At 69.0% G+C, this 25,375-nt stretch carries 21 protein-coding genes; 3 read left to right on the top strand and 18 right to left on the bottom strand.

All coding sequences use genetic code 11. From position 1 onward, the window contains the following. Window positions 1–60 precede the first annotated feature (60 nt). The 9 genes from H286_RS0113830 to H286_RS0113790 form a co-directional block, all read right to left on the bottom strand. Window positions 61–276 (bottom strand): Rv0909 family putative TA system antitoxin, encoded by a 216-nt coding sequence (locus H286_RS0113830; RefSeq protein WP_018187365.1) that lies wholly within the window; start codon window positions 274–276, stop codon window positions 61–63. 145 nt (window positions 277–421) lie between these two features. Next, window positions 422–1,612 (bottom strand): elongation factor Tu, encoded by a 1,191-nt coding sequence (gene tuf / locus H286_RS0113825; protein WP_018187366.1) that lies wholly within the window; start codon window positions 1,610–1,612, stop codon window positions 422–424. A gap of 148 nt (window positions 1,613–1,760) precedes the next feature. Next, complete coding sequence (gene fusA, locus H286_RS0113820; protein WP_028497534.1) at window positions 1,761–3,875, bottom strand: elongation factor G; 2,115 nt, start codon at window positions 3,873–3,875, stop codon at window positions 1,761–1,763. 77 nt (window positions 3,876–3,952) lie between these two features. Next, complete coding sequence (rpsG, locus tag H286_RS0113815) at window positions 3,953–4,423, bottom strand: 30S ribosomal protein S7 (RefSeq protein ID WP_018187368.1); 471 nt, start codon at window positions 4,421–4,423, stop codon at window positions 3,953–3,955. A 5-nt stretch (window positions 4,424–4,428) separates the two neighbouring features. After that, window positions 4,429–4,797, bottom strand: a complete 369-nt coding sequence (gene rpsL / locus H286_RS0113810; protein ID WP_018187369.1) for a 30S ribosomal protein S12 — start codon at window positions 4,795–4,797, stop codon at window positions 4,429–4,431. Between the two features lie 305 nt (window positions 4,798–5,102). Continuing rightward, complete coding sequence (locus H286_RS14730) at window positions 5,103–6,479, bottom strand: DUF5684 domain-containing protein (protein ID WP_051090680.1); 1,377 nt, start codon at window positions 6,477–6,479, stop codon at window positions 5,103–5,105. Between the two features lie 34 nt (window positions 6,480–6,513). After that, window positions 6,514–7,173 (bottom strand): hypothetical protein, encoded by a 660-nt coding sequence (locus tag H286_RS0113800; RefSeq protein WP_018187370.1) that lies wholly within the window; start codon window positions 7,171–7,173, stop codon window positions 6,514–6,516. 65 nt (window positions 7,174–7,238) lie between these two features. Then, complete coding sequence (locus H286_RS0113795; RefSeq protein WP_020098632.1) at window positions 7,239–7,706, bottom strand: hypothetical protein; 468 nt, start codon at window positions 7,704–7,706, stop codon at window positions 7,239–7,241. A gap of 16 nt (window positions 7,707–7,722) precedes the next feature. Continuing rightward, window positions 7,723–8,799: a hypothetical protein gene (locus H286_RS0113790; protein ID WP_051090679.1), complete on the bottom strand. Its 1,077-nt coding sequence runs from the start codon at window positions 8,797–8,799 to the stop codon at window positions 7,723–7,725. A 131-nt stretch (window positions 8,800–8,930) separates the two neighbouring features. Between H286_RS0113790 and H286_RS0113785 the strand changes: the two genes are divergently transcribed. Continuing rightward, window positions 8,931–9,539 (top strand): hypothetical protein, encoded by a 609-nt coding sequence (locus H286_RS0113785; protein WP_036324514.1) that lies wholly within the window; start codon window positions 8,931–8,933, stop codon window positions 9,537–9,539. 25 nt (window positions 9,540–9,564) lie between these two features. Here the strand turns inward: H286_RS0113785 and H286_RS0113780 are convergent, their stop codons facing one another. From H286_RS0113780 to pxpA, 6 genes are all read right to left on the bottom strand, one after another. Then, window positions 9,565–10,191, bottom strand: a complete 627-nt coding sequence (locus H286_RS0113780; RefSeq protein ID WP_018187373.1) for a hypothetical protein — start codon at window positions 10,189–10,191, stop codon at window positions 9,565–9,567. A gap of 101 nt (window positions 10,192–10,292) precedes the next feature. Continuing rightward, window positions 10,293–14,168, bottom strand: coding sequence for a DNA-directed RNA polymerase subunit beta' (gene rpoC, locus H286_RS0113775; RefSeq protein WP_018187374.1), 3,876 nt, complete (start codon window positions 14,166–14,168; stop codon window positions 10,293–10,295). A 41-nt stretch (window positions 14,169–14,209) separates the two neighbouring features. Next, entirely contained in the window at window positions 14,210–17,707 is a 3,498-nt protein-coding gene (rpoB, locus tag H286_RS0113770; RefSeq protein WP_018187375.1) for a DNA-directed RNA polymerase subunit beta, read from the bottom strand. Window positions 17,708–17,944: 237 nt separating this feature from the next. Continuing rightward, window positions 17,945–18,529, bottom strand: a complete 585-nt coding sequence (locus tag H286_RS0113765; protein ID WP_018187376.1) for a hypothetical protein — start codon at window positions 18,527–18,529, stop codon at window positions 17,945–17,947. Window positions 18,530–18,556: 27 nt separating this feature from the next. Continuing rightward, entirely contained in the window at window positions 18,557–20,095 is a 1,539-nt protein-coding gene (locus tag H286_RS0113760) for a 5-oxoprolinase/urea amidolyase family protein (RefSeq protein WP_231370972.1), read from the bottom strand. After that, on the bottom strand, window positions 20,092–20,847 hold the full coding sequence (pxpA, locus tag H286_RS0113755) for a 5-oxoprolinase subunit PxpA (RefSeq protein ID WP_020098627.1): 756 nt from the start codon (window positions 20,845–20,847) through the stop codon (window positions 20,092–20,094). The genes H286_RS0113760 and pxpA overlap by 4 nt, the downstream gene beginning before the upstream one ends. Before the next feature lie 130 nt (window positions 20,848–20,977). Between pxpA and H286_RS0113750 the strand changes: the two genes are divergently transcribed. Both H286_RS0113750 and H286_RS0113745 read left to right on the top strand, forming a co-directional pair. Further along, window positions 20,978–21,814, top strand: a complete 837-nt coding sequence (locus tag H286_RS0113750) for an alpha/beta fold hydrolase (RefSeq protein ID WP_020098626.1) — start codon at window positions 20,978–20,980, stop codon at window positions 21,812–21,814. A gap of 71 nt (window positions 21,815–21,885) precedes the next feature. Further along, the gene (locus tag H286_RS0113745; RefSeq protein ID WP_020098625.1) at window positions 21,886–22,407 is read left to right on the top strand and encodes a hypothetical protein; all 522 of its coding nucleotides are present in this window, start codon (window positions 21,886–21,888) and stop codon (window positions 22,405–22,407) included. A gap of 89 nt (window positions 22,408–22,496) precedes the next feature. Here the strand turns inward: H286_RS0113745 and H286_RS0113740 are convergent, their stop codons facing one another. From H286_RS0113740 to H286_RS0113730, 3 genes are read right to left on the bottom strand one after another with little or no spacing between them, the layout of a single operon-like run. After that, on the bottom strand, window positions 22,497–23,360 hold the full coding sequence (locus tag H286_RS0113740; RefSeq protein ID WP_020098624.1) for a DNA-methyltransferase: 864 nt from the start codon (window positions 23,358–23,360) through the stop codon (window positions 22,497–22,499). After that, window positions 23,357–24,406 (bottom strand): lipoate--protein ligase family protein, encoded by a 1,050-nt coding sequence (locus H286_RS0113735; RefSeq protein WP_018187382.1) that lies wholly within the window; start codon window positions 24,404–24,406, stop codon window positions 23,357–23,359. Before H286_RS0113735 ends, H286_RS0113740 begins: the two co-directional genes overlap by 4 nt. 4 nt (window positions 24,407–24,410) lie before the next feature. Then, on the bottom strand, window positions 24,411–25,313 hold the full coding sequence (locus H286_RS0113730) for an alpha/beta fold hydrolase (protein WP_020098623.1): 903 nt from the start codon (window positions 25,311–25,313) through the stop codon (window positions 24,411–24,413). Window positions 25,314–25,375 lie beyond the last annotated feature (62 nt).

Genomic DNA, 25,375 nt, shown 5'->3' with positions numbered 1-25,375 from the left:
CGCCGGCCGGGGACGCGAAGGGGACGGATGCGAGCTGCATCCGTCCCCTTCGCGCGATCGTCACTCGTTGCCGATGCGCCGATCCACGTTGTCGCGGACCTCGTCGACCTTGGCGTCCACGGAGTCGGGAGCGACCTTCTTCACGAACTCGGCCGCCGCGTCGAGCACCTTGTCGCTCACGTCCTCGGCCTGATCGGACTTCAGGTTCTTCTCGATCTCGTCCTTGTGCTGCTCGAGGAACTGCTTCCCCTTGCCCACGATGTCGTCGATTCCCATGCTCTCCCTCATCTCCATCGATGCCCGCGCGGGTGTCGCGGCGCGGTCAGTCTAGGTCGCCGAGGATTCGGGCGGCACCCCTTGCGGCAACGACGAAGGGGCCGGGCCCGAAGGCCCGACCCCTTGTCGGTGAGTCCGAAAGGACTTACTTGATGATCTTGGTCACCGTGCCGGCGCCGACGGTGCGGCCACCCTCACGGATCGCGAAGCCGAGTCCATCTTCCATGGCGATGGGCTGGATGAGCTCCACCGTCATGTCCGTGGTGTCACCGGGCATGACCATCTCGGTGCCCTCGGGCAGCGAGATGACGCCGGTGACGTCCGTGGTGCGGAAGTAGAACTGCGGGCGGTAGTTCGTGTAGAAGGGGTTGTGACGGCCACCCTCCTCCTTCGAGAGGATGTAAGCAGTGCCCTCGAAGTTGGTGTGCGGCGTAACCGAACCCGGCTTCACGACGACCTGGCCACGCTCGACGTCGTCACGCTTGAGACCACGGAGGAGCAGACCACAGTTCTCGCCGGCCCAGGCCTCGTCGAGCTGCTTGTGGAACATCTCGATACCCGTGACCGTGGTCTTCTGCGTCGGGCGGATGCCGACGATCTCGACCTCGGAGTTGATGGCGAGGGTGCCACGCTCGGCGCGACCGGTGACGACCGTTCCACGACCGGTGATCGTGAAGACGTCCTCGATCGGCATGAGGAACGGCTTGTCCTTGTCACGCACGGGGTCGGGGATGTTCTCGTCCGCGGCCTCCATGAGGTCGAGGATCGACTGGACCCACTTCTCGTCGCCCTCGAGCGCCTTGAGGCCCGAGACGCGGACGACCGGAGCGTCCTCGGCGAAGCCCTGCGAGGCGAGCAGCTCGGAGACCTCGAGCTCGACGAGCTCCAGGATCTCCTCGTCGTCGACCATGTCGGCCTTGTTCAGCGCGACCATCAGGTACGGCACGCCGACCTGCTTGGCGAGCAGGACGTGCTCACGCGTCTGAGCCATCGGGCCGTCGGTGGCGGCGACCACGAGGATCGCGCCGTCCATCTGGGCAGCACCGGTGATCATGTTCTTGATGTAGTCAGCGTGACCCGGCGCGTCGACGTGCGCGTAGTGACGCTTCGGGGTCTCGTACTCGACGTGCGAGATGTTGATCGTGATACCACGCTGGCGCTCTTCGGGAGCGGAGTCGATCGACGCGAAGTCACGCTGCACGTTGGTGGCCGACGGGAACTTGTCGGCGAGCACCTTCGAGATGGCAGCGGTGAGCGTGGTCTTGCCGTGGTCGACGTGACCGATCGTTCCGATGTTGACGTGCGGCTTGGTCCGCTCGAACTTGGCCTTGGCCACTGGGTCCTCCTCAGGACTGTCGTGTAGTCATCCGGGCGCTGGATTGCGACCGGGTTTCTACGGGGATGTTGTCAGTGTAGTTGACGTGACGATATTCAGTTTGGGCGGATGCCGAGGGCCGGGGCCCCCGGCATCCGAAGAGCGGGTGTTACTCGCCCTTGGTCTTCTGGACGATCTCGTCGGCCACCGCGCGGGGGACCTCGGAGTAGCTGTCGAACTCCATCGCGTAGACCGCGCGACCCGAGGTCTTCGAGCGCAGGTCACCGATGTAGCCGAACATCTCCGACAGGGGGACGAGGGCGCGGACGATCTTGATGCCCGCACCGTCCTCCATGGACTGGATCTGGCCACGACGCGAGTTCAGGTCGCCGATGACGTCGCCCATGTACTCCTCGGGAGTACGGACCTCGACCGCCATGAGCGGCTCGAGGAGAACGGGGTTCGCCTTGCGGACGGCCTCCTTGAAGCCCATCGAGCCGGCGATCTTGAACGCCATCTCGGACGAGTCGACGTCGTGCGACGCGCCATCGGTCAGGATCGCCTTGACACCCACCATGGGGAAGCCGGCGAGCACGCCGACCTGCATGGCGTCCTGGAAGCCCTGGTTGGTGGGCTCGATGTACTCGCGCGGGATGCGGCCACCGGTGACCTTGTTCTCGAACTCGTAGATCTTGTCCGGCGTGACCTCGAGGGGCTCGAGGGCGAACTGGATCTTCGCGAACTGACCCGAACCACCGGTCTGCTTCTTGTGCGTGTAGTCGTGACGCTCGACGGTCTTCTTGATCGTCTCGCGGTACGCGACCTGCGGCTTGCCGACGTTCGCCTCGACGCGGAACTCGCGCTTCATGCGGTCGACGAGGATGTCGAGGTGCAGCTCGCCCATGCCCTTGATGACGGTCTGACCGGTCTCGGGGTTGAGCTCGGTGCGGAACGTCGGGTCCTCTTCGGCGAGCTTCTGGATCGCGATGCCCAGCTTCTCCTGGTCGGCCTTGGTCTTCGGCTCGATGGCGACCTCGATGACGGGCTCGGGGAACGTCATCGACTCGAGGACGACCGGCTCGTTCGGGTCGGCCAGGGTGTCACCGGTGGTGGTGTCCTTCAGGCCGATGACGGCGTAGATGTTGCCGGCGGTGACCGCGTCGACCGGGTTCTCCTTGTTGGCGTGCATCTGGAAGATCTTCCCGATGCGCTCCTTCTTGCCCTTGGTCGAGTTGATGACCTGCGCACCCGAGTCGAGCTGACCCGAGTAGACGCGGATGTAGGTCAGGCGGCCGAAGAACGGGTGCACGGCGACCTTGAAGGCCAGCGCGGCGAACGGGTCGTTGGCGTCGGGGTGACGCTCGATGACCTTCTCCTCGTCCTTCGGGTCGTGCGCCTCGATGGCGGGCACGTCCAGGGGCGACGGGAGGTAGTCGACGACCGCGTCGAGCATCGGCTGGACGCCGCGGTTCTTGAACGCGGAGCCGCAGAGCACGGGGTAGAGCTCGCCGGCGACGGTCATCTTGCGGATGGCGCCCTTGATCTCGGCCAGGCTCAGCTCTTCGCCGCCGAAGAACTTCTCGAGCAGCTCGTCGTCGGACTCGGCGACGGTCTCGAGGAGCTTCTGACGGTACTCGTCAGCGCGGTCCTTGAGGTCGGCGGGGATCTCCTGGACCTCGTACTTGGCGCCCATGGTGACGTCACCCTTGGAGTCACCGGGCCACACCAGTGCGCGCATCTCGACGAGGTCGATGACGCCGACGAAGTCGTTCTCGGCACCGATCGGGAGCTGCAGCACGAGCGGCTTGGCACCGAGGCGCTTGATGATGGTCTCGACGGTGAAGTAGAAGTCCGCGCCGAGCTTGTCCATCTTGTTGACGAAGCAGATGCGGGGGACGTCGTACTTGTCGGCCTGACGCCACACGGTCTCGGACTGGGGCTCGACGCCCTCCTTGCCGTCGAAGACGGCGACGGCACCGTCGAGGACGCGGAGCGAGCGCTCCACCTCGACCGTGAAGTCGACGTGACCGGGGGTGTCGATGATGTTGATCTGGTTCTTGTTCCAGAAGCAGGTCACGGCGGCAGACGTGATCGTGATGCCGCGCTCCTTCTCCTGCTCCATCCAGTCGGTGGTCGAGGCGCCGTCGTGGGTCTCGCCCAGCTTGTGGTTGACACCCGTGTAGAAGAGGATGCGCTCGGTCGTCGTCGTCTTGCCGGCATCGATGTGCGCCATGATGCCGATGTTGCGGACCTTGTTGAGGTCGGTGAGCACTTCTTGTGCCACGGGGTGTCCTTACGTGTAGTGACGGATGTCGCGAGGTGACCGGCCGGGGGTTGCCCGGCCGGTCACCGAGGTGCTGATTACCAGCGGTAGTGCGCGAAGGCGCGGTTCGACTCGGCCATCTTGTGGGTGTCCTCGCGGCGCTTCACCGCGGCACCGAGGCCGTTCGAGGCATCCAGGATCTCGTTCTGGAGGCGCTCGGTCATGGTCTTCTCACGGCGACCCTTCGCGTACGAGACGAGCCAGCGCAGCGCGAGCGTGTTCGCACGGTGCGGCTTGACCTCGACGGGAACCTGGTAGGTCGAGCCACCGACACGGCGGCTCTTGACCTCGAGGGTGGGGCGGACGTTGTCGAGCGCCTTCTTGAGCGTCGCGACGGCGTCCTGGCCGTTCTTCGCCTCGACGCCCTTGAGGGCGTTGTAGACGATGGCCTCGGCGATGGACTTCTTGCCATCGACGAGGATCTTGTTCACCAGCTGGGTGACGATCGGAGCACCGTAGACCGGGTCGTTGACGACGACGCGGCGGGGTGCGGGTCCCTTGCGAGGCATCTAACTCAACCCTTCTTGGCGCCGTAGCGGCTGCGAGCCTGCTTACGGTTCTTGACGGCCTGGGTGTCCAGGGCGCCGCGGACGATCTTGTAACGCACACCGGGGAGGTCCTTGACACGACCACCACGGACCAGCACGAGCGAGTGCTCCTGCAGGTTGTGGCCCTCACCGGGGATGTAGGCGGTGACCTCGGTCCCGTTGCGGAGCTTCACACGGGCGACCTTGCGCATCGCCGAGTTCGGCTTCTTGGGCGTGGTCGTGTACACGCGGGTGCAGACACCCGCCTGCTGCGGGTTCGCCTTCAGGGCGGGCGCCTTGGTCTTGGTGACCTTCGGCGAGCGACCCTTGCGAACCAACTGCTGAATGGTTGGCACGTTCTCTCCTTGTCGATCTGCGCTCGGCTCTCGCCTCGCACAGGTGCTGCACGGTGACAGCGTTCGTGGTTTCACCACAGATCCATCAGCGCGCCGCGAGTGCGACGTGCGGGGTGATGGATATGCCGTGGGGGTGACCTGTTCGCAGGCCCTGTCCCTGGATGCGTTCGCCTCGCCTGCTCCGAACCGAGGCATGTCGCAGGGCGCGCGTATGCGCACACCCGGTCAATGATACGCGGGATCGCGAACCCGGGTCAAACGAGGCCGGTGTTCACCGCGAGTGCTCAGGTGACGGTCCTCGAGCCTCAGGAACCGGCATCCACCCGCTGCAGCCGGATCGATGCGTCACCGAGCAGGAAGCGATCGGCGACCTCGGCGTCGACGCCCGGTTCGACCTCGACGTCCGCCCCGAGATTCGGCAGCAGGATGCCGTTCGTCGAGCCCAGATCGACGATGCGCCACGTGTCGCCACGACGTTCCAGACGCGCGTGGGTCTTCGACACCGTGCGCGTCGGATCGGCGATCGCCACGAGCTGCGCCCGAGGATGCGCGGGGTCGGCGACGGGGTTGCGCCCGAGGACGACGACGTCTCCCGACAGCGGCACGGTCGCCCCGTCCGGGAGCACGAGCTCCCACCGGGCGTGGCCACGCCGGACGACGACCGTGCGTTCGAGCTCGTCGTCCATCGGAGCGACATCGGCCTCGTCGCGCACGCGCTCCTGGGCCGACACCGACGACGTCGCCGCGACGGGCGCGCCCGCCGCCGGCGAGCCCGCCACGGCGGACACCTCGTCGGTCAGTTCCGGGAACACGTCGCTCTCGTCGCGGTCGGCTCCCACCGCAGCCGGGCGCACCCAGGCGACGGGTGCCTCGTCGCGGCCCGGAACCGCGGAGATGATCCCCGGGTCGGCGGCGGGATCGACGGCCCCGCCGCGGGCTGCGTTCGGCGGGAAGGGCGCAGGCGACACCGCGGACACCTCGTCCACGTCCTCCCGCCAGGGCGACTCGGAACGGAAGGTCGGATTCGGTGACGTGGGATCGGGCTGCTCGAGAGGCGCCTCGTCGGGAGCGGACTGCTCGACCGCGGGCGCATCGTGCGCCACCGGCGTCCACGGCTCCGGGGCGACGGATGCCGGGGGCTGCGGTGTCGCCCCGGCGCGCGGGACGGCCGGGGCGGGCTCGGCGGGTGCGGGGAACGCCGGCGGCGGGAGCGGGGCGCCGAACTCCGAGGAGAACGAGTCGAGCGGCGGATACAGCGGGGAGGGGGCAGGCGACGGTGACGCGGGTCGCAGGTGGGCGGGACGAGCACCGCGCCACTCCGCCGGCCCGAACCCGACGATCGTGACCCATACGGGGAACAGCAGCGCACCGACCACCGTCATCCCGGTGCCGTAGCCGAAACCGGGGTTCAGGCGGTGGATCGTCACGACGATCAGCACCCACACCGCTACGGTCCCGGGGCCGGGGACGAGCACGAGGAGGGCGAGCCAGGGCGAGAACCCGCCCCAACGGAGGAGGACGGCGACGTTCAGCACCGGCACCCAGGCATGCCACGACTCCTCGCCCATCTTCCGGAAGGCGGCCGACAGTGCGAGGGCGACCCAGACGTAGACGGCGAGGCCGAGGATGATCGACAGCAGTCCCAGGACGACACCTGCACCGCTGTCGACTCCCGTGTTCATCCCCCCACCCTAAATGAGCAGGTGAGGCGTACGGTCAGACGCCCGGGAGTCCCTCGCCGGTGTCGAACGGCGCATCCAGCGACCGTGTCAGCTCCTCGAGCATCGCGGCGATCTGCGGCTCCACGTACTGCGCGACCGCGGTCTGGATCCGGAGCCGGTGGCGCAGGAGGATCGTGCACACCTCGCGGCCGACCATGCTCGCGTACTCGTCGGCCAGCCGGACCTCCTGCCGGAGTGCGGCCTTCGCATCCTCGGTGAGCGGCGGGAGCGCGGGCACGGCGGCATCCGCTTCATCGGCCATGCCGGCGATCGTGAAGAGGAAGGGCGCGCCGGGGACCGGGTCGGGGTCGAGGGGAAGGCCCTCGAACTCGGGCTCGAGTCCCTCAGACGGGCGGTAGGTGCGGGACCTGTTGCGATCAGCCTGCTGATCGAGCTCGGCCTGCAGCATGGGCAGGTTGCGCTCGGTGTACTGCGCGACGGACGAGTCGACGATCGTCTTGATCCGCGTCGACAGGCCGTGCTGCACACCGTGCGGGACGTCGGAGCCGAGGCCCGCTGCCGACAGGATCGGCGACCCCAGACATCGGCGGCACGGAGCGACCCGGCCACGGTGCGTCGCGGGCTCCCAGCGCGGCAACCAGCGCAACCAGGCCTCGACGGCCTGGTTCACCTGCGTCTCGAGCGAGCGCTCCACGGACCCATTCTCGCGGAGATCCGGGCCGATCGGGGGTATTTCCGGCCATCGGGATGCCGCGCCCGTCACTCGTCCTCGTCGCTGCGCTCCCACGGCCACTCGGGTCGGCGTGCGCGCGTCCGCCCGAGGGCGATCCCGGCCCATGACGCCGCGGCGGCGGTGACGGCGAGGACGAGGGCGAACCAGGACAGCGAGAACGTGCCCGCCGCCCCCAGAGCGAGCGCCGCATCCGCACCCGTCAGCACTCCCCCGAGCACGATCCCCGCCAGATAACCGGCCACCGTCGCGATCATGACCCACACCGCGGCGGGGTACCGTCCGCGGCGCACCGCGCCGTACTCGGCGCCCGCGAACGCGCCCGCCGCGAGCAGCATCGCGGCGATGCCGGCGCCCTGCCCGAGGCCCGGTGCGGCGATGACGTCGGTGTCGGTCACCAGGCTCGTGAAGCCGAATCCGCAGATCGCGAGCGCAGCGAAGCCGACCGCCGCGAAGAACGTGGCGATCGGCGCTGCGACGCCGGCGGGCTGGGTCATCAGCCGCGGGCAGTCATCAGTACTGGTGGAGCTGGGGGCCGGCCTCGAGGGTGCGCTCGTACTCGCGCTGCGCCTCGTCGTTCAGCTCGGTGACCCGACGACCGCGGCGGGCGACCCAGGCACCGAACCAGATGGTGATCTCGCGACCGAGGACGAAAGCGATGACGGCGAGCGGTGCGAGGAGCTGCTCGCCGACGATTTCGTTCGCGCGCGACGGCGCGATGGACCAGAACGGGGCCTGGAAGAGCTGCCCGAGGATGTGCCCGCCGTAGGCGACGGCACCGACGATCAGCCCGAAGACGACCCAGAGGCCCCAGCGACCGCGGTTGATGAACGCGCCCAGCAGCCAGAAGCCGAGGAAGAACACGGCGACGGGGACCCAGAACGCCCACGTCGTCACGACCTCGACGAGCCGCTGCGCGACGGTGTCGACCGTGAGTCCGTTCTCGAGCGCATCCAGCCCGAGGATCGCCACGAGGTAGAGGACGGCGAAAACGAGCGCGGCGAGCAGGCCGATGAGGCCCGCAGCGCCGCGGTTGCCGCGCGGGCGGGGAGCCTCCGGCGCCTGCACGAAGATCGGCTGCTGCGAGTACGCGGCCGTCGGCGCGGCGGCGGGCTCGCTGGAGGTGACCGTCGTCGGGGTCTGGTCTACGTGGGAGGCGGCAGCCGTCGCCGCGGCGGGGGCCGCGGCATCCGTCGTCGAATCGGCGGGCACGGACTCGTTGACGCGGGTGGGAGCGTCGGCGTGAGGCATGGCCTCGGTCACCGCATCGTCGCGGGTCTCGGCCGACGGACGGTAGAGCGGCTCGCTGCTGACCGCGCTGGAGGCGACGGGCGCGTCGGGTTCGCTGTACTTGCCGTAGTCGATCGACAGGTCGGAGCCCCGATCGGTCACATCGAAGGAACGGTCGCCGCGGGGGCGCTCATCCGAGGCGCGCGAGGCGGCCTCCGCATCGGCGAGGCTGTCGTTCGCACTGCCGACGACGTCGTCGACACCGCGCGAGTCGTCGGAGGACGTCGGCTCCTCGATCGGCTCACCGTAAGCGGGCTCGTTGGCCTGGTCGTTCCGCTCGCCGAACTTGGGGTCGCTCATTGCCGTGTCACTCCTCACGCGGGGGCGTGCGCCACCGCTGGAGCGAGCGTATCCCGGTGTTCCGCGGGCGCCGGGGAGGCGCCCCGTCGTTTCTTCAGGCGGCGTGGCGCGGTGTGCGTATCGTGGTGACCATGTCCTCTCGGCGCGCACGCATCGGACGGGCCGTCGGAGCCCTCGTCAGCGCCGCCGCGCTCGCGGCCGCCGTGTCGGCCTGCGCCCCCGAGCCCGACACGCTCCGGCCCGCACCGACGGATGCGGCATCCGGAACCCCCACACCGACGATGACACCCGTCGCGATCGCCGACTTCCCGTTCGGCCCCTCGACGTCGACCACTCCACTCCCCTCGGATTGCAAGAGCATCCTGAGCGACAGCATCCTCACCACCCTCCAGGGCATCCCGCTGAACGCCCCGGGGATGGGCGGCGGCATCCGTCCCGACAGCAGCCGCGTCTGCGTGTGGGCCGACCCTGGCGCCAGCCGCACGAGTCTCGTCACGGTCGTCGGCTACTCCCCCGAGCGCGAAGCGCGCGACGCCCTTTACCTGCTCGGCGTCGACAACGGCTACCTCTGCTACGAGCCGGACGAAGGCCTGCGGTGCGAGAAGAGCGGCACCGACGACCTCGGCCTCCCCGTGGGTCGCACCGTCTACTGGCGCGACGGAGTGGCGATCGACACGCAGTATTCGAACCTCGCCCCGCAGGGCTACACCGCGGCGATCGTGTCGAAGATCTGGGGCTGAGGGCTCGGGTCCGGGGCTGAGGGGCTCACCCCTCGGCCGGCCACACCGCATCCGCCACGCCTTCGGCGTACCGGGACGGATGCCACGCCTGCTGCGACGTCGACAGCCACCGGCCACCGCCCGCCTCGATCGACTCGACCAGATCGCCGTCCGTGCGTTCGCATCGGACGCGCCCGTCGTCGTCGGCGCACGTGAACCCCTTGGCGGGGAGGGATGCGGCAGCGATGGCCCCGGCATCCGTCGGCACGGTCGCGACCGTCGTCGAGATCTCACCCGCATCGGACGTCCAGCGACACGTGAGGACGACCGCGGGCTGGAGCGCGGCCACGACGTCCTTCGCACTCGAGACGGGCGGGTCCGTCGACGCGGTGACCACGGCGCCGTCGGTCTGCCGCAGAACCGCCCACGCGGCGTCGTTGTAGAGGTCGCGGCAGCCTTGCGGCGACGACGCGGCATCGGAGGCGCTCGACGCCCCGGGCGACGGAGCCCCGGCACCGTCTGATCCGTCCGACGTCCGTCCGATCTGGGCGAGCCACTGCGACGCCGCCGGGAACATCGGGATCGCGAGGACGAGCAACGTCACGACGATCGCCGCGCTGACGATGCCGACGAACCATGCGAAAGCGGCGTTGCGCCCACCCACCCGTGCCATGCGTCCACGGTAGTGGCCCCGCCGCGCCACCTTCGCGCGGCAACGCCGAAGGCCCCCGGGAACGAGTCCCGGGGGCCTTCGGTCAGACGATCACACCTCGATCAGTTGTAGCTGCCGGGGGTGAAGTCGTCGGTCGAGAAGCTGTCGAAGTCGACGTAGCTCAGGTCGGCGTCGCTGTACGCACCATCCGAGGCGAAGATGCGGTTGGGGTACCGCTCGCTCTTGGCCTCCTCCGTCGCCTCGACCACGACGTTGCGGTACTTCGCAAGGCCGGTGCCGGCGGGGATGAGCTTTCCGATGATGACGTTCTCCTTGAGGCCGACGAGCGGGTCGCTCTTGCCCTCCATGGCCGCCTGCGTGAGGACGCGGGTGGTCTCCTGGAACGACGCGGCCGAGAGCCACGATTCGGTCGCGAGCGACGCCTTCGTGATACCCATCAGCTCGGGACGACCCGACGCGGGGCGCTTGCCCGCGGCGACCGCTTCGCGGTTCATCTGCTGGTAGCGCTTGAAGTCCACCAGCTCACCGGGCAGCAGGTCCGTCTCGCCGTGGTCGACGACCGTGACCTTGCGGAGCATCTGGCGCACGATGACCTCGATGTGCTTGTCGTGGATCGGCACACCCTGCGAGCGGTAGACGCCCTGCACGCCGCCGACGAGGTACTTCTGCACCTCGCGGGCACCCATGACACGCATGACCTCCTTGGGGTCGAGCGTGCCGACCTGCAGGGGCTGACCGACCTCGACGCGCTGGCCGTCCTCGACGAGGAGGGTGGCGCGCTTGAGGACCGGGTAGACGTGCGGCTCGTCGCCGTTGTCCGGAGTCAGGATGAGCTTCTTGGCCTTGTCGGTCTCATCGATCTTGATGACACCGTCGGCCTCGGCGATCGGGGACGCACCCTTGGGGGTACGAGCCTCGAACAGCTCCTGGACACGGGGCAGACCCTGGGTGATGTCGTCCGCCGATGCCGAACCACCGGTGTGGAACGTACGCATCGTCAGCTGGGTACCGGGCTCACCGATCGACTGAGCGGCGATGATACCGACCGCCTCGCCGATGTCGACGAGCTTGCCGCTGGCCAGCGAACGGCCGTAGCACTTCGCGCAGACACCGACGGCCGAGTCGCAGGTCAGGACCGAGCGCACCTTGATGCTCTCGATGCCACCGGCGACCAGCTTGTCGATGAGGACGTCGCCCACGTCGTCGCCGGCCTCGGCCAGGACGGTGCCCTGAGCGTCGACCACAGCGGCGGCGAGGGTACGGGCGAACACCGAGTTCTCGACGTTCGCGTCGCGGACGAGCTCGCCGTCGGCGCCGGGAGCGGCGATCGTGAACTCGAGACCCTTGGTCGTGCCGCAGTCCTCCTCGCGGATGATGACATCCTGCGAGACGTCCACGAGACGACGCGTGAGGTACCCCGAGTCGGCCGTACGGAGGGCCGTGTCGGCCAGACCCTTACGGGCACCGTGCGTCGCGATGAAGTACTCCGCCACCGACAGACCCTCGCGGTACGAGGAGATGATCGGACGGGGGATGATCTCACCCTTGGGGTTGTTCACCAGGCCTCGCATACCCGCGATGTTGCGGATCTGCAGCCAGTTACCACGGGCACCCGAGCTCACCATGCGGTTGATGGTGTTGTCGGCCGGGAAGTTGTCCCGCATCGCCTTCTGGACCTCGTCGGTCGCCTCGGTCCAGATCTTGATGAGCTCCTGACGACGCTCGGCGTCGGTCGTGAGGCCCTTCTCGAACTGGCCCTGGACCTTCGCTGCCTGCTTCTCGTAGGCGGCGACGATCTCCTTCTTGTTCGGCGGCGTGAGGACGTCGCTGAGGGCGACGGTCACACCCGAACGAGTGGCCCAGTAGAAGCCGGCGTCCTTGATCCGGTCGAGGGATGCCGCGACCTCGGTCTTCGGGTACTCCTCAGCCAGCTTGTTGACGATCTGCGACAGCTTGCCCTTGTCGGCCTGCTCGCGAACGAACGGGTAGCCCTTGGGGAGGGTGTCGTTGAAGATCGCCTGGCCGAGCGAGGCATCCACCAGACCGTGACGCTCGTAGCCCTCCGGAGCCTCCCCCTCGAGGAAGGTCAGGCCGGGGACGCGGATGCGGACCTTGGCCTGCAGGTCGAGGGTGCCCTCGTCCTTGGCCAGGATGGCCTCGCCGACGGAACCGAACACACGGCCCTCACCGGCAGCGCCCTCCTTGAGGGTCGTCAGGTGGTGCAGACCGATGATCATGTCCTGCGAGGGCAGGGTGACCGGACGGCCGTCCGACGGCTTCAGGATGTTGTTCGAGGCGAGCATCAGCACGCGGGCCTCGGCCTGAGCCTCGACCGACAGCGGCAGGTGCACGGCCATCTGGTCACCGTCGAAGTCCGCGTTGAAGGCGGCGCAGACGAGCGGGTGGAGCTGGATGGCCTTGCCCTCGACGAGCTGCGGCTCGAACGCCTGGATGCCGAGGCGGTGCAGCGTGGGCGCACGGTTCAGCAGAACCGGACGCTCGCGGATGATCTCCTCGAGCACGTCCCAGACCTCGGGACGGGTGCGCTCGACGGCACGCTTGGCGGCCTTGATGTTCTGCGAGTGACCGAGGTCGATCAGGCGCTTGATGACGAACGGCTTGAAGAGCTCCAGCGCCATCTGCTTGGGCAGACCACACTGGTGCAGCTTCAGCTGCGGGCCGACGATGATGACCGAACGGCCCGAGTAGTCGACGCGCTTGCCGAGCAGGTTCTGGCGGAAACGACCCTGCTTACCCTTCAGCATGTCGCTGAGGGACTTCAGGGCGCGGTTGCCGGTACCGGTGACGGGGCGACCGCGGCGGCCGTTGTCGAACAGGGCGTCGACGGCCTCCTGCAGCATCCGCTTCTCGTTGTTGACGATGATCTCGGGGGCACCGAGGTCGATCAGGCGACGGAGACGGTTGTTGCGGTTGATGACGCGACGGTACAGGTCGTTCAGGTCGGACGTGGCGAAACGGCCACCGTCGAGCTGGACCATGGGGCGGAGCTCCGGCGGGATGACCGGGACGACGTCCAGGACCATCGATGCGGGGCTCATACCCGTCGACAGGAACGAGTTGACGACCTTGAGACGCTTGATCGCACGGATCTTGCGCTGGCCCTTGCCCTCGGAGATCTGCAGGTGGAGCGACTCGGCCTCAGCGGCCAGGTCGAACGCCAGCAGGCGACGCTTGATCGACTCCGCGCCCATGTAGGCCTCGAAGTACTGACCGAAGCGGTCCTGCAGCTCCTGGAAGATGTCGTCTTCCTGCTTGAGCTGACCGACCTCGAGTCCGCGGAACTCGTCCCACATCCGCTCGAGCTTGGCGACCTGCTCGTCGCCGCGCTTGCGGATCGTGGTCATCTCCTTCTCGGCGGCGTCCTTCGCCTTCTTCTTCTGGTCGGCCTTGGCTCCCTCCGCCTCGAGGGCGGCGAGCTCGTCTTCCAGCTTCTGCAGGCGGTCGGCGACGCGGGCGTCACGACGGTCGGCGATGTTCTTGATCTCGAGGCGGAGGTTCGCCTCGTGGGTCGGCAGGTCGCGGTGACGCGCATCCTCGTCGACCGAGATCACCATGTAGGCGGCGAAGTAGATGACCTTCTCGAGGTCCTTCGGCGCCATGTCCAGCAGGTATCCGAGGCGCGAGGGAACGCCCTTGAAGTACCAGATGTGGGTGACGGGGGCGGCGAGCTCGATGTGGCCCATGCGCTCACGACGGACGGAGGACTTGGTGACCTCCACGCCGCAGCGCTCGCAGACGATGCCCTTGAAGCGGACGCGCTTGTACTTGCCGCAGGCGCACTCCCAGTCGCGCGAAGGTCCGAAGATCTGCTCTCCGAAGAGGCCGTCCTTCTCGGGCTTCAGGGTGCGGTAGTTGATGGTTTCGGGCTTCTTGACCTCGCCGAAGGACCAACGACGGATGTCGTCGGCGGTGGCGAGACCGATGCGAAGCTGATCGAAGGTGTGTGACTCGAGCACTGATTCTCCTGTGTCGGAATTCTGTTCGTTGCCGGTACGGGTCAGATCTCGTCGATCGACGTCGACTCGAACCGGGTGGAGATGTTGATGCCGAGCTCTTCCGCTGCACGGAAGGCCTCGTCGTCACTGTCACGCAGGTTCACCTCGGTGCCGTCGGCCGAGAGGACCTCGACGTTCAGGCAGAGGGACTGCATCTCCTTCATGAGGACCTTGAACGACTCCGGGATGCCGGGCTCCTGGATGTTCTCGCCCTTGACGATCGCTTCGTAGACCTTGACGCGGCCCACGATGTCGTCGGACTTGATCGTCAGCAGCTCCTGCAGCGCGTATGCGGCGCCGTAGGCCTCGAGCGCCCAGACCTCCATCTCACCGAAGCGCTGGCCACCGAACTGGGCCTTACCGCCGAGCGGCTGCTGGGTGATCATCGAGTAGGGGCCCGTCGAGCGTGCGTGGATCTTGTCGTCGACAAGGTGGTGCAGCTTCAGGATGTACATGTAACCGACCGAGATGCCGGCCGGGAACGGCTCACCGGAGCGACCGTCGAACAGCTTCGCCTTGCCGGAGCTGTCGATGAGACGCTCTCCGTCGCGGGTCAGGTTCGTGGAGTCGAGGAGACCCGCGATCTCCTCTTCGAACGCGCCGTCGAACACCGGGGTGGCGACCTTCGTGCCGGGAGCGGCCTCGCGAGCCTGCTCGGGGAGCTTCGCAGCCCACTCCGGCGAGCCGTCGACCTTCCAGCCCTGCTTCGCGACCCACCCGAGGTGGGTCTCGAGGACCTGGCCGAAGTTCATTCGACCGGGGATGCCGAGCGGGTTGAGGACGACGTCGACCGGGGTGCCGTCCGCCATGAACGGCATGTCCTCGACGGGCAGGATCTTCGCGATGACGCCCTTGTTGCCGTGACGACCGGCGAGCTTGTCGCCCGCGGTGATCTTGCGCTTCTGGGCGATGTAGACCACGACGCGGCGGTTGACGCCCGAGCCGAGCTCGTCGTCGCCGTCCTCGGCGTTGAACTCCTTGACGGCGATGATCGTGCCCTGCTCACCGTGGGGAACCTTCAGCGAGGTGTCACGGACTTCGCGGCTCTTCTCGTTGAAGATCGCGCGGAGCAGGCGCTCCTCGGCCGAGAGCTCGGTCTCGCCCTTGGGCGTGACCTTGCCGACGAGGATGTCGCCGGGACGCACCTCGGCGCCGATGCGGATGATGCCGCGCTCGTCGAGGTCCTTCAGCAGGTCGGGGCTGACGTTGGGGAGGTCACGGGTGATCTCCTCCTTGCCCAGCTTGGTGTCGCGAGCGTCGACCTCGTACTCCTCGATGTGGATCGAGGAGAGGGTGTCGTTCTTGACGAGCTCCTGGCTGAGGATGATCGCGTCCTCGAAGTTGTGACCCTCCCACGTCATGAACGCGACGAGGAGGTTCTTGCCGAGGGCGAGTTCACCCTCCTCGGTGGCGGGACCGTCGGCGATGACCTCGCCGACCTCGACGCGCTCACCGGCCGAGACCACGACGCGCTGGTTGTACGACGTGCCCTGGTTGGAGCGGTCGAACTTCCGGAGGAAGTAGTCCTGCGTGCCACCCTCGTCGAGCTGGACGGTGACGACGTCGGCCGAGACCTCGGAGACGACACCGGCCTTCTGAGCCGTGAGGACGTCACCCGCGTCGATGGCGGCGTAGCCCTCCATACCGGTGCCGACGATCGGCGACTCGCTGCGCAGCAGCGGGACGGCCTGACGCTGCATGTTCGCACCCATGAGGGCGCGGTTCGCGTCGTCGTGCTCGAGGAACGGGATGAGCGAGGTCGCGACCGACACCATCTGGCGCGGCGAGACATCCATGTAGCCGATCTCGTCGACGGGGAACAGGTCGACCTCGCCGCCCTGACCGCGACGGGCCAGGATGCGGTCGTTGACGAACGTGCCGTCGGCGTTGAGCTCGACACCGGCCTGGGCCACGACGTAGTCGGCCTCTTCAGCCGCCGTCAGGTAGTCGATCTGGTCGGTGACCTTGTTGCCCACGACGCGGCGGTACGGCGTCTCGATGAAGCCGAACGCGTTGATGCGAGCGAACGATGCGAGCGAACCGATCAGGCCGATGTTCGGGCCTTCCGGGGTCTCGATCGGGCACATGCGGCCGTAGTGCGAGGGGTGGACGTCACGGACCTCGACGCCGGCGCGCTCACGCGACAGACCACCGGGGCCGAGCGCCGACAGGCGACGCTTGTGGGTCAGACCCGCGAGCGGGTTGTTCTGGTCCATGAACTGCGACAGCTGCGAGGTTCCGAAGAACTCCTTGATCGCGGCCACGACGGGGCGGACGTTGATCAGGGTCTGCGGCGTGATCGCCTCGATGTCCTGCGTGGTCATGCGCTCGCGGACGACGCGCTCCATGCGGGACAGACCGGTGCGGACCTGGTTCTGGATGAGCTCGCCGACGGCACGGATGCGACGGTTGCCGAAGTTGTCGATGTCATCGACGTCCAGGCGGATCTCGGCGGGCTTGCCGCTGCGGACGCCGTCGTAGCTGACGTCGCCGCGGTGCAGACGGACGAGGTACTTGATCGTCGCGACGATGTCCTCGACGGTCAGGACCGAGTCACTGAGGGCCTTGTCGATGCCCAGCTTCTGGTTGATCTTGTAGCGGCCGACCTTGGCGAGGTCGTAGCGCTTCGAGTTGAAGTAGAAGTTGTCCAGCAGCGCGCGGGCGGCCTCGGCGGCGACCTGCTCGCCCGGACGGAGCTTGCGGTAGATGTCGCGGAGCGCATCTTCCTTCGTGAGGATGGTGTCCTTCTCGAGGGTCTCCTCGATCGAGCTGAAGCCCGCGAACTCCTGCATGATGTCTTCGCTCGACAGGCCGAGGGCCTTCAGGAAGACGGTGACCGACTGCTTGCGCTTGCGGTCGATGCGGACGCCGACCTGGTCGCGCTTGTCGATCTCGAACTCGAGCCACGCACCGCGGCTGGGGATGACGCGCGCCGAGACGATGTCCTTGTCGGAGGTCTTGTCGGGCGTCTTGTCGAAGTAGACACCGGGCGAACGCACGAGCTGCGAGACGACGACGCGCTCGGTGCCGTTGATGATGAACGTGCCCTTGGCGGTCTGGAGCGGGAAGTCGCCCATGAAGACCGTCTGCGTCTTGATCTCACCCGTGAGGTGGTTCATGAACTCGGCCTCGACGTAGAGCGGGGCGGCGTAGGTCTTGCCGCGCTCCTTGCACTCCTCGATGGAGTACTTCTCGGGCTCGAGGTACGGGTTCGTGAACGAGAGCTGCATGGTCTCGCCCAGGTCCTCGATCGGCGAGATCTCCTCGAAGATCTCCTCGAGGCCGCTGATCTCGGGCACGTCGGTGCGGCCCTCGGCCTGCGCCTGAGCGACGCGTGCCTTCCATGCCTCGTTGCCGACGAGCCAGTCGAACGACTCGGTCTGCAGCGCGAGGAGGTCAGGGACCTCCAGCGTGTCGGAGATCTTGGCGAACGAGAGGCGGGATGCTCCGCGACCGTTCTTGTTGGTGGTGGTGGAAGTTGCGTTGCGCGCAGCAGCCAAGGGGATTACCTCCGTGAGCCCGGGGAGGGCTGGTTTTCCTTGTCGTCAGGTGGAGTACTCCCGTCAACGCCTGCGGCGCGCGCCGACGGAGACCGTCGGGGGCGCAGGCACAAGCCGACCACCATATGAGGGCAAGTAGAGGGGAGCGCAACTACCCACTATAGGACGCGCGACGCGCCGTGTCCAGTCGAATCGTTGACGAGTTCGACGGGCTGCGGTATAACTCGCGGGCGTGGGTCAGGTCCACTGCCAGGTCACGAGGACGGACTGCGCGAGGGCGTCCCGTTCCTCCTGCGACTTCTCCACATCCGACGCGAACGTCACGATGTAGGTCTGTCCCGCGTTGACCAGGTAGAACTGGTCGATCACGTAGGGCGTCTCCCCCTGCTCGACGCGTGCCGACAGGTGGGCCGACTCGGAGCCGGCTGCCGTGACGCGCTCGAGCGCCTTCACGTCGGACGCGCCGGCCTCCTCGAGCTGGGCGACCCCCGCTTCCTCGACCTGCTCGGAGGTCACCTCTCCCCCGGGGGAGACCAGGATGTTGACGTTGTCGCGGTAGCCGTCCTCGATGGTCAGGTCGGCCGCGAAGGTCGTCTCGTCGAAGCCGTCGGGAGCACCGTCGGGGTAGCCCCATCCCTCGGGCAGGGTCAGTGTGTACTGCTCCGCGGTGATCACTTCGCCCGACGCCGGCGCGAACTCGACGGCGTCGCTCTCGGGAGCCGCCTGGCTCGACTCGGCGGGCGGAGCGGACTCCGCGGCGCATCCGGCGAGACCCAGTCCCGCCAGGAGCAGGAGGACGGCGGAGGCGCGGCGGAGGGACATGCCGCCGACCCTACGCGGCGAGGCGTGTCACCGGCGGGGGCTTGCGCTCCGCAACAGAAGATGAGAGCCCGGCCGAGCCTGCGCGAGTGCCGCCCGGCCGACCGCCGTGATGACACCGATCACGGGGTATCCACCCGTGACCGGACCGTCGGGACCAAGGATCACCGGGACGCCGTCGGGCGGCACCTGCACGGCGCCCGGCAGCATCCCCTCACTCGGGAGCTCGCGCCCCACCGCGTCCGGCGTCCGCGCGAGCGACGGACCGTCGAGGCGGATGCCGACGCGATCCGCCCGCGCCCCGACCACCCACCGGCTCTCGACGAGCGCCCGACGCGCCTCGGGGGTGAACCACGCTGCGCGAGGCCCCGCGGCGATCGTGACCTCGAGCACATCGGGCGGCGGCGTCCACGGCCAGAGGTCCACTGCGGGGACCGGATGCCGCGCGGCATCCGCCGTCGCGACCGCGTCGCCCGCGCGCAGCGGCGCCGGCCCGAGCCCGGCGAGCGAGTCGGTCGCGGCCGACCCGAGCGCCGCTGCCGCGGCGACACCGCCGCGCACGGCCAGGACCGCGCGCACGCCGGCCCGGAACGCGCCGATCGAGAGGTCGGTGCCGGCCGGCCACAGCACCGGGCGGTAGGCGTCGACGTCACGGTCGGCGATGCGGACCGGGCCCCACGCACCCGTCACGGCGATCCAGAGGTCGCGGGAGGAGGTCGCGCGGAACCCGCCCAGGGTGATCTCGATCGCCGGTGCACCGTCGGCGTTGCCGACGAGCCGGTTCGCGGCCGCGAGCGCCGGACGGTCGGCCGCTCCCGAGAGGGCGATCCCGTCGGCCAGGCGCCTCGGGCGACCGGCATCCTGCACCGTCGCGAGGGCGCCCGGGTCGACGACGTCGAACGCGGGGGCTCCCGCCGGCCGGACGGCCTGCGCGGGCGCGGCGACGGCCACCGAGGCGACGCGGCGGAACCGCACGAGCGTTCCGGGGCGGAGGAGGACGGACTCGGCAGCGCTCGGGTCGAACAGGGGCGCGTCCGTCGTGCCGATCAGTTGCCACCCGCCGGGGGTCTCGCGCGGGTAGGCGCCGGTGAACCCGCCGGCGAGCGCCACCGCGCCGCGGGGCACGCGGGTGCGCGGCGTCGCCCGTCGCGGCATGTCGAGGTTCCAGTCGTCGCTGACGAGGTACCCGAACCCGGGTGCGAAGCCGGTGAACGCGACGCGCCACCGCGCCGCGAGGTGCCGCCCGATGAGCGCGTCGGGTGAGAGACCGACGAGGGATGCCGCCTCGGCGAGGTCCGGGCCGTCGTAGGCGACGGGCAGCTCGACCTCGGTCTGCGCCGGCGCCGTGCCAGCGCGCCTCTCAGCGCTCTCCCCCGCCGTGATCCAGGTGCGGGCTGCGGACAGCGGGAGGACGGCGGTGTCGACGTGCACGAGCACCGTCCGCGCCGCCGGGACCAGATCGAGCACGCCGGGCGGGGCCGCGTCGGCGAGTCGCGCATGGAGGTCGAGGACATCCGCGAGCCCGCCGACCTCGACGAGGAGCGCGCTGTCGCCGAATGGGCGGATCACCACGGGGCGCGCACCGCGACCCCCGCCGTGTCGAGCGCGGCCCGCACCGCCCGGGCCATGGCGACCGACCCCGCGGTGTCGCCGTGCAGGCACAGGGAGGCCGCCTGCACCCGGAGCGTCGACCCGTCGACCGCGTCGACCAGCCCGTCGCCGGCGAGCCGGACCGCCCGCGCGGCGACCGCGTCGGCGTCGTTCAGCAGCGCGCCCGCTTCGCCGCGGGGCACGAGCGCGCCGGACGGCAGGTAGCCGCGGTCGAGGAACGCCTCGACGAGGAACGGGATGCCATGGGCCGCCGCGGCCTCAACGACGACACCCGGCATGCCGAGCAAGGGCAGCGGCCTGCCAAGATCGTGGGCGATGTCGGCCACGGCGGCCACGACGGCCTCCGCCGACGCGGAATCGGCCGTGACGGAGTGGTAGAGCGCACCGTGCGGCTTCACGTAGCGGAGGTCGGCGCCGGCGGCGACGAGCGCGCCGATCTGCTCGCGCACCTGCGTGCGGAGGAGGTCGGGCGCGACGGCGCGCGCGACACGGCCGAAGCCGGCCCGATCGACGAAGGAGGGATGTGCGCCCACGGCGACGCCCGCAGCCGTCGCGCGGGCGACGGCATCCGTCATCGACGCGGCGTCACCGGCGTGTCCGCCGCAGGCCACCGACGCGCTGGAGACGACCGCGAACATCGCCTCGTCGTCGGCGGTCGGCACGCCGTCGACGGTCTCACCGAGGTCCGCGTTCAGGTCGATCGACGCCATGAGGCCACGGTACCGGCGGGCGGGCGGTGAACGACGGACGAAGGATCCGTCAACCGCTGGCCGGGCAGCCGCGCGGACCGTAGCGTCGAGGTGTCGCCGGAGGTCCGCTCCGGCCGGAAGGAGAGCCGCTGTGGCGCACATCACCGTGGGGACCGAGAACTCGGTCGACGTCGACATCTTCTACACCGATCAGGGATCGGGCCAGCCCGTCGTGCTGATCCACGGGTTCCCCCTGAACGGGGAGTCCTGGGGCAAGCAGCAGGCCGCGCTCCTCGAGGCCGGTTACCGCGTCATCGCCTACGACCGCCGTGGGTTCGGCGCGTCGACGAAGACGGCGTCGGGCTCGGACTACGACACCTTCGCCGCCGACCTGCACGCGCTCATCGAGGAACTCGAGCTCACCGACGCGGTGCTGGTCGGCTTCTCGATGGGAACCGGCGAGATCGCACGCTACCTGTCGCGCTACGGCGCGGACCGCATCGCCAAGGTCGCCTTCCTCGGCTCGCTCGAGCCGTGGCTGCTGAAGACCGACGAGAACCCCGACGGTGCGGGCGACCAGGCGTTCTTCGACGGCACGGCTGCGGCGGTCGCCGAGGACCGGTACGCGTTCTTGACCGGCTTCTTCCAGAACTTCTACAACCTCGACGACAACCTCGGCACCCGCATCTCGCAGGAAGCAGTCGACGCCTCGGTCGCCGTCGCGAACCAGGCCGGCAACGCCGCCATCGCCGCCGCGCCCCTGACGTGGCCGACCGACTTCCGTGCGGACATCCCCGCGGTGACGGTTCCCGCGCTCATCGTCCACGGGACGGCGGACAACGTCCTCCCGATCGACGCGACCGCACGTCGATTCCGTGAGCTCCTGCCCGAGGCGACCTACGTCGAGATCGAGGGCGCCCCGCACGGCCTGCTGTGGACCCACGGCGCCGAGGTCAACGAGGCACTGCTGGGGTTCCTGCAGGACTGAGTCCCGCGGTCCCGGTGGTGGAACCGGGACCGGGAGCGTGCCACGATGAGGGCACGAGCGAGGGGGTCGCGATGGCGGATGCCGGGGTGCAGGAAACCGTGACGGGCAAGAGCATGGTCGTCGATCGCGGATTGGCCCGGCGCCTCGCGCGCGATCACCAGCAGAAGAAGCAGACGGGGCTGTGGATCGCCGGGACCGCGATCGTCCTGCTCTACGGTCTGGGGCTGTTCGCCCTGAACGGGAACGTCCGCTCCCTCATCATGGCCGGTTTCTGGGGGGTGCTCATCGCGATCGGATTCGTCGCGATCCGCCACCTCGGCACTCAGAAGCTCACCCGGGTCGTCGAGGGGCTCTACCCGACGGGCGATCGCCTCACCGTCACCGTCACCGACGCAGGGCTCACCGTGACCACGTCGACCACGAGCCTGACGGTGGCGGCATCCGCTTTCTGGCGCATCTCGACGGCGCCGCACTCGGTGATGGTGCACATCCACGGACTCATCGGGCCGGCGATGATCCTGCCTCGCGAGGTCGTGGACGACGCCGGCATCGCCCGGATGCGGGCGGCGGCACCCCGCATCCGTCGCGGCTGACGGGACACCGGTCCACCACGACCGCAGACGGATGCCGGGGCGCAGCGCCCCGGCATCCGCTGTCAGTCCTCGCTGATCGGATCCGCGGCTCAGCCGACGACGGTCGCCTCGGGGATCCGGGCTCGCATGACGGCGAGCGCCTCGGAGCTGTGGTCGACGAGCACGGCGTCGCGGCCGAGCGCGTGGGCGACCGCGCCCGTCGTCCCCGAGCCGGCGAAGAGGTCGAGCACCCGATCGCCCGGCCGGCTCGACGCCTGCACGATCCGCCGCAGGATGCCCTCGGGCTTCTGGGTCGGGTAGCCGGTCTTCTCCCGCCCCGAGGTCGGGACGATCGTGTGCCACCAGACGTCGGTCGGCAGCTTGCCGCGAGCAGCCTTCTCGGGGGTGACGAGCCCCGGAGCCATGTAGGGCTCTCGGTCGACGGCATCCGAGTCGAAGAAGTACGCCGACGGATCCTTGACGTAGACGAGGATCGTGTCGTGCTTGCTCGGCCAGCGCTTGCGCGACTTCGCGCCGTAGTCGTACGCCCAGATGAGCTCGTTGAGGAAGCACTCCCGACCGAAGACGGCGTCGAGCATGACCTTCGCGTAGTGCGCCTCGCGGTAGTCGAGGTGCACGTAGAGGGTGCCGTCGTCGGCCAGGAGCCGCCACGCCTCGCGCAGCCGCGGCTCGAGGAACCCCCAGTAATCGTCGAACCGGTCGTCGTACAGCTTCAATACGCCACGCGTGCGGGCGTAGGAAGCGCCGCGGAAGCCGCCCTTGACCGGACCGACGGCCGGCGCGGGCGCGTCGGGATCGGGCTGCAACCCCTCCGTGCGGACCGCGGACTCGATCGCCCGCTCCTGGGTACGCCCGGTGTTGAAGGGCGGGTCGAGGTAGATGAGCGCGAACGAGGAGTCCGGCAGGCGCCGGGCGACCTCCAGGTTGTCGCCGAGATGGATCTCGACGGTCACGGAACGCGGCGCAGCCAGGCGTCCGTCGAGAACTTCGACTCGACGAGCGCCTCGGCCTCGGCGTACTCCTCCTCGGAGATCGAGCCCGCCTTCGCGCCGTAGAGCGAGGTGAACGTCTCCTTGAAGCGTTCGATGATGTCGGCGCGCGCCATGCCGGTCTGGCTGCGGAGCGGGTCGACGCGCTTGGCCGCCGATGCCGTGCCCTTGTCGGAGAGCTTCTCGCGTCCGATGCGCAGGACCTCGGTCAGCACCTGGCCATCCATGTCGTAGCTCAGGGTCGCGTGGTGCAGCACTCCCCCGTTGGCGAGGCGCTTCTGGGCCGCGCCGCCGATCTTGCCCTTCGACGATGCGATGTCGTTGAGCGGCTGGTACGTCGCGTCGATCCCGAGCGAGCGCAGCGCGTGCAGCACCCAGTCGTCGAGGAACGCGTAGGAGTCTGCGAAGGTCATGCCCGAGACGAGGGATGCCGGCACGTACAGCGAGTAGGTGACGATCGAGTTCGCGGCCATCAGCATCGCGCCGCCGCCGGAGATGCGTCGGACGACCTGGAAGCCGTGCTTCGCGGCACCCTCGGGGTCGACCTCGTTACGGTACGACTGGAACGATCCGATGACGACGGCGGACTCGTTCCACTCCCAGATGCGGAGCGTGGGGGTGCGTCGACCGTCGCCCACGCGAGCGGTCAGCACCTCGTCGAGCGCGAGGTTCATCGCGGGCGAGACGGCCTTCTCGTGGACGACCTCCCACTCGAACTCGGCCCAGCCCGGCGCGACGATGAGCGCGCGGCGGACGGCGGTGGCAACGGCCTCGGGCGTGAAGCCGAGCAGCTGCGCCCCCTCGGGGAGCGCGCCGCGGACGGCGGCGGCGATCGTCGCGACGTCGGCTTCGACGGGCAGACCCGTCACCGCCGCATCGATGTCGGCCAGCGCGTCGTCGGGTTCGAGGAAGAAGTCGCCCGCGAGGTGGAAGTCCGCGATGCGGCCGTCCTCCACCTCGAGGTCGACGACGACCAGCTTGCCGCCAGGGACCTTGTACTCGCCGTGCATGGTCCTATTCTCCCGTGCCCGCAACGGGTGCGGATCCACTCTCGGGGACGGATGCCGCGTCCCGCCGCGCGATGCGCGCGTCGAGCCATGCGACGAGGTCGGCGCGCACCTCCGGCGCGCAGCGCTCGTTGAAGATCTCGTGGCGCGCCTCGGGGTACACGAGGGTCGTCACGTCGGTGAGGCCGGAGCGCGTGCGGTACGCGTCGGCCAGGCGGTGGACGCTCCGCGGGCCGCCCACCGGGTCGTCCCGGCCGACCAGGAGGAGCACGGGGACGTCGACGCCGAGGTCGCGCTTTGGCTTGCCGATCAGGCGCAGGGTGTCGACCGGACCGAAGAGCTTCGGCAACGGCACCGTGGTCGTGAGCGGGTCGTCGAGGAACGCACGGCCGACCGTGGCATCCGTCGACAGCCATTCGACGCCGGTGGCGTCCGGTCCTGCCCAGCGCTTGTTGAGGGGCGCGGCGTTCAGGTCCCCCGGCCACAGGAGGGACGAGCCCGAGAGGATGACGGCGTCGTAGGCGCGGGGGTCCGCGTTCACGAGCTTCTGCGCGAGGAAGGACCCCCACGAATGCCCCAGGAGGACGAGCGGGAGCCCGGGGTTCTCGTCGCGGATGACGCGCGTGAACAGCTGCAGTCCCGTCACGGTGGCGCGGAGGCCGCCGGGGCCGAGCCGCCCGAGGCGGGAGTGATCGCCGCCGTGCTGGCGCAGTCCCGTGCGGCCGTGGCCGCGGTGGTCGTCGGCGTAGACGGTGAAGCCGGCGGCGGTGAGGGCGGCGATGGTGCTGCCGTAGCGGCCGGCGTGCTCGCCGACGCCGTGGAGGAGCTGGACGACGCCGCGCGGGTTGCCCTGCGCCGGGTGGACGTCGTAGACGATCGCGATGCCGTGTGCATCGATGAACTCGGGCATGGCTCGAATCCTAGGGCGCTGACGCGGTCGACGGATGCCGGACTCAAAGCTCTTAGCCAGAC

The sequence above is a fragment of the Microbacterium sp. 11MF genome (assembly GCF_000383475.1).
GTDB classification, from domain to species: domain Bacteria; phylum Actinomycetota; class Actinomycetes; order Actinomycetales; family Microbacteriaceae; genus Microbacterium; species Microbacterium aquilitoris.
The sequence above is the reverse complement of the archived record's forward strand: the minus strand, read 5'-3'. Positions and strand labels throughout refer to the sequence as shown.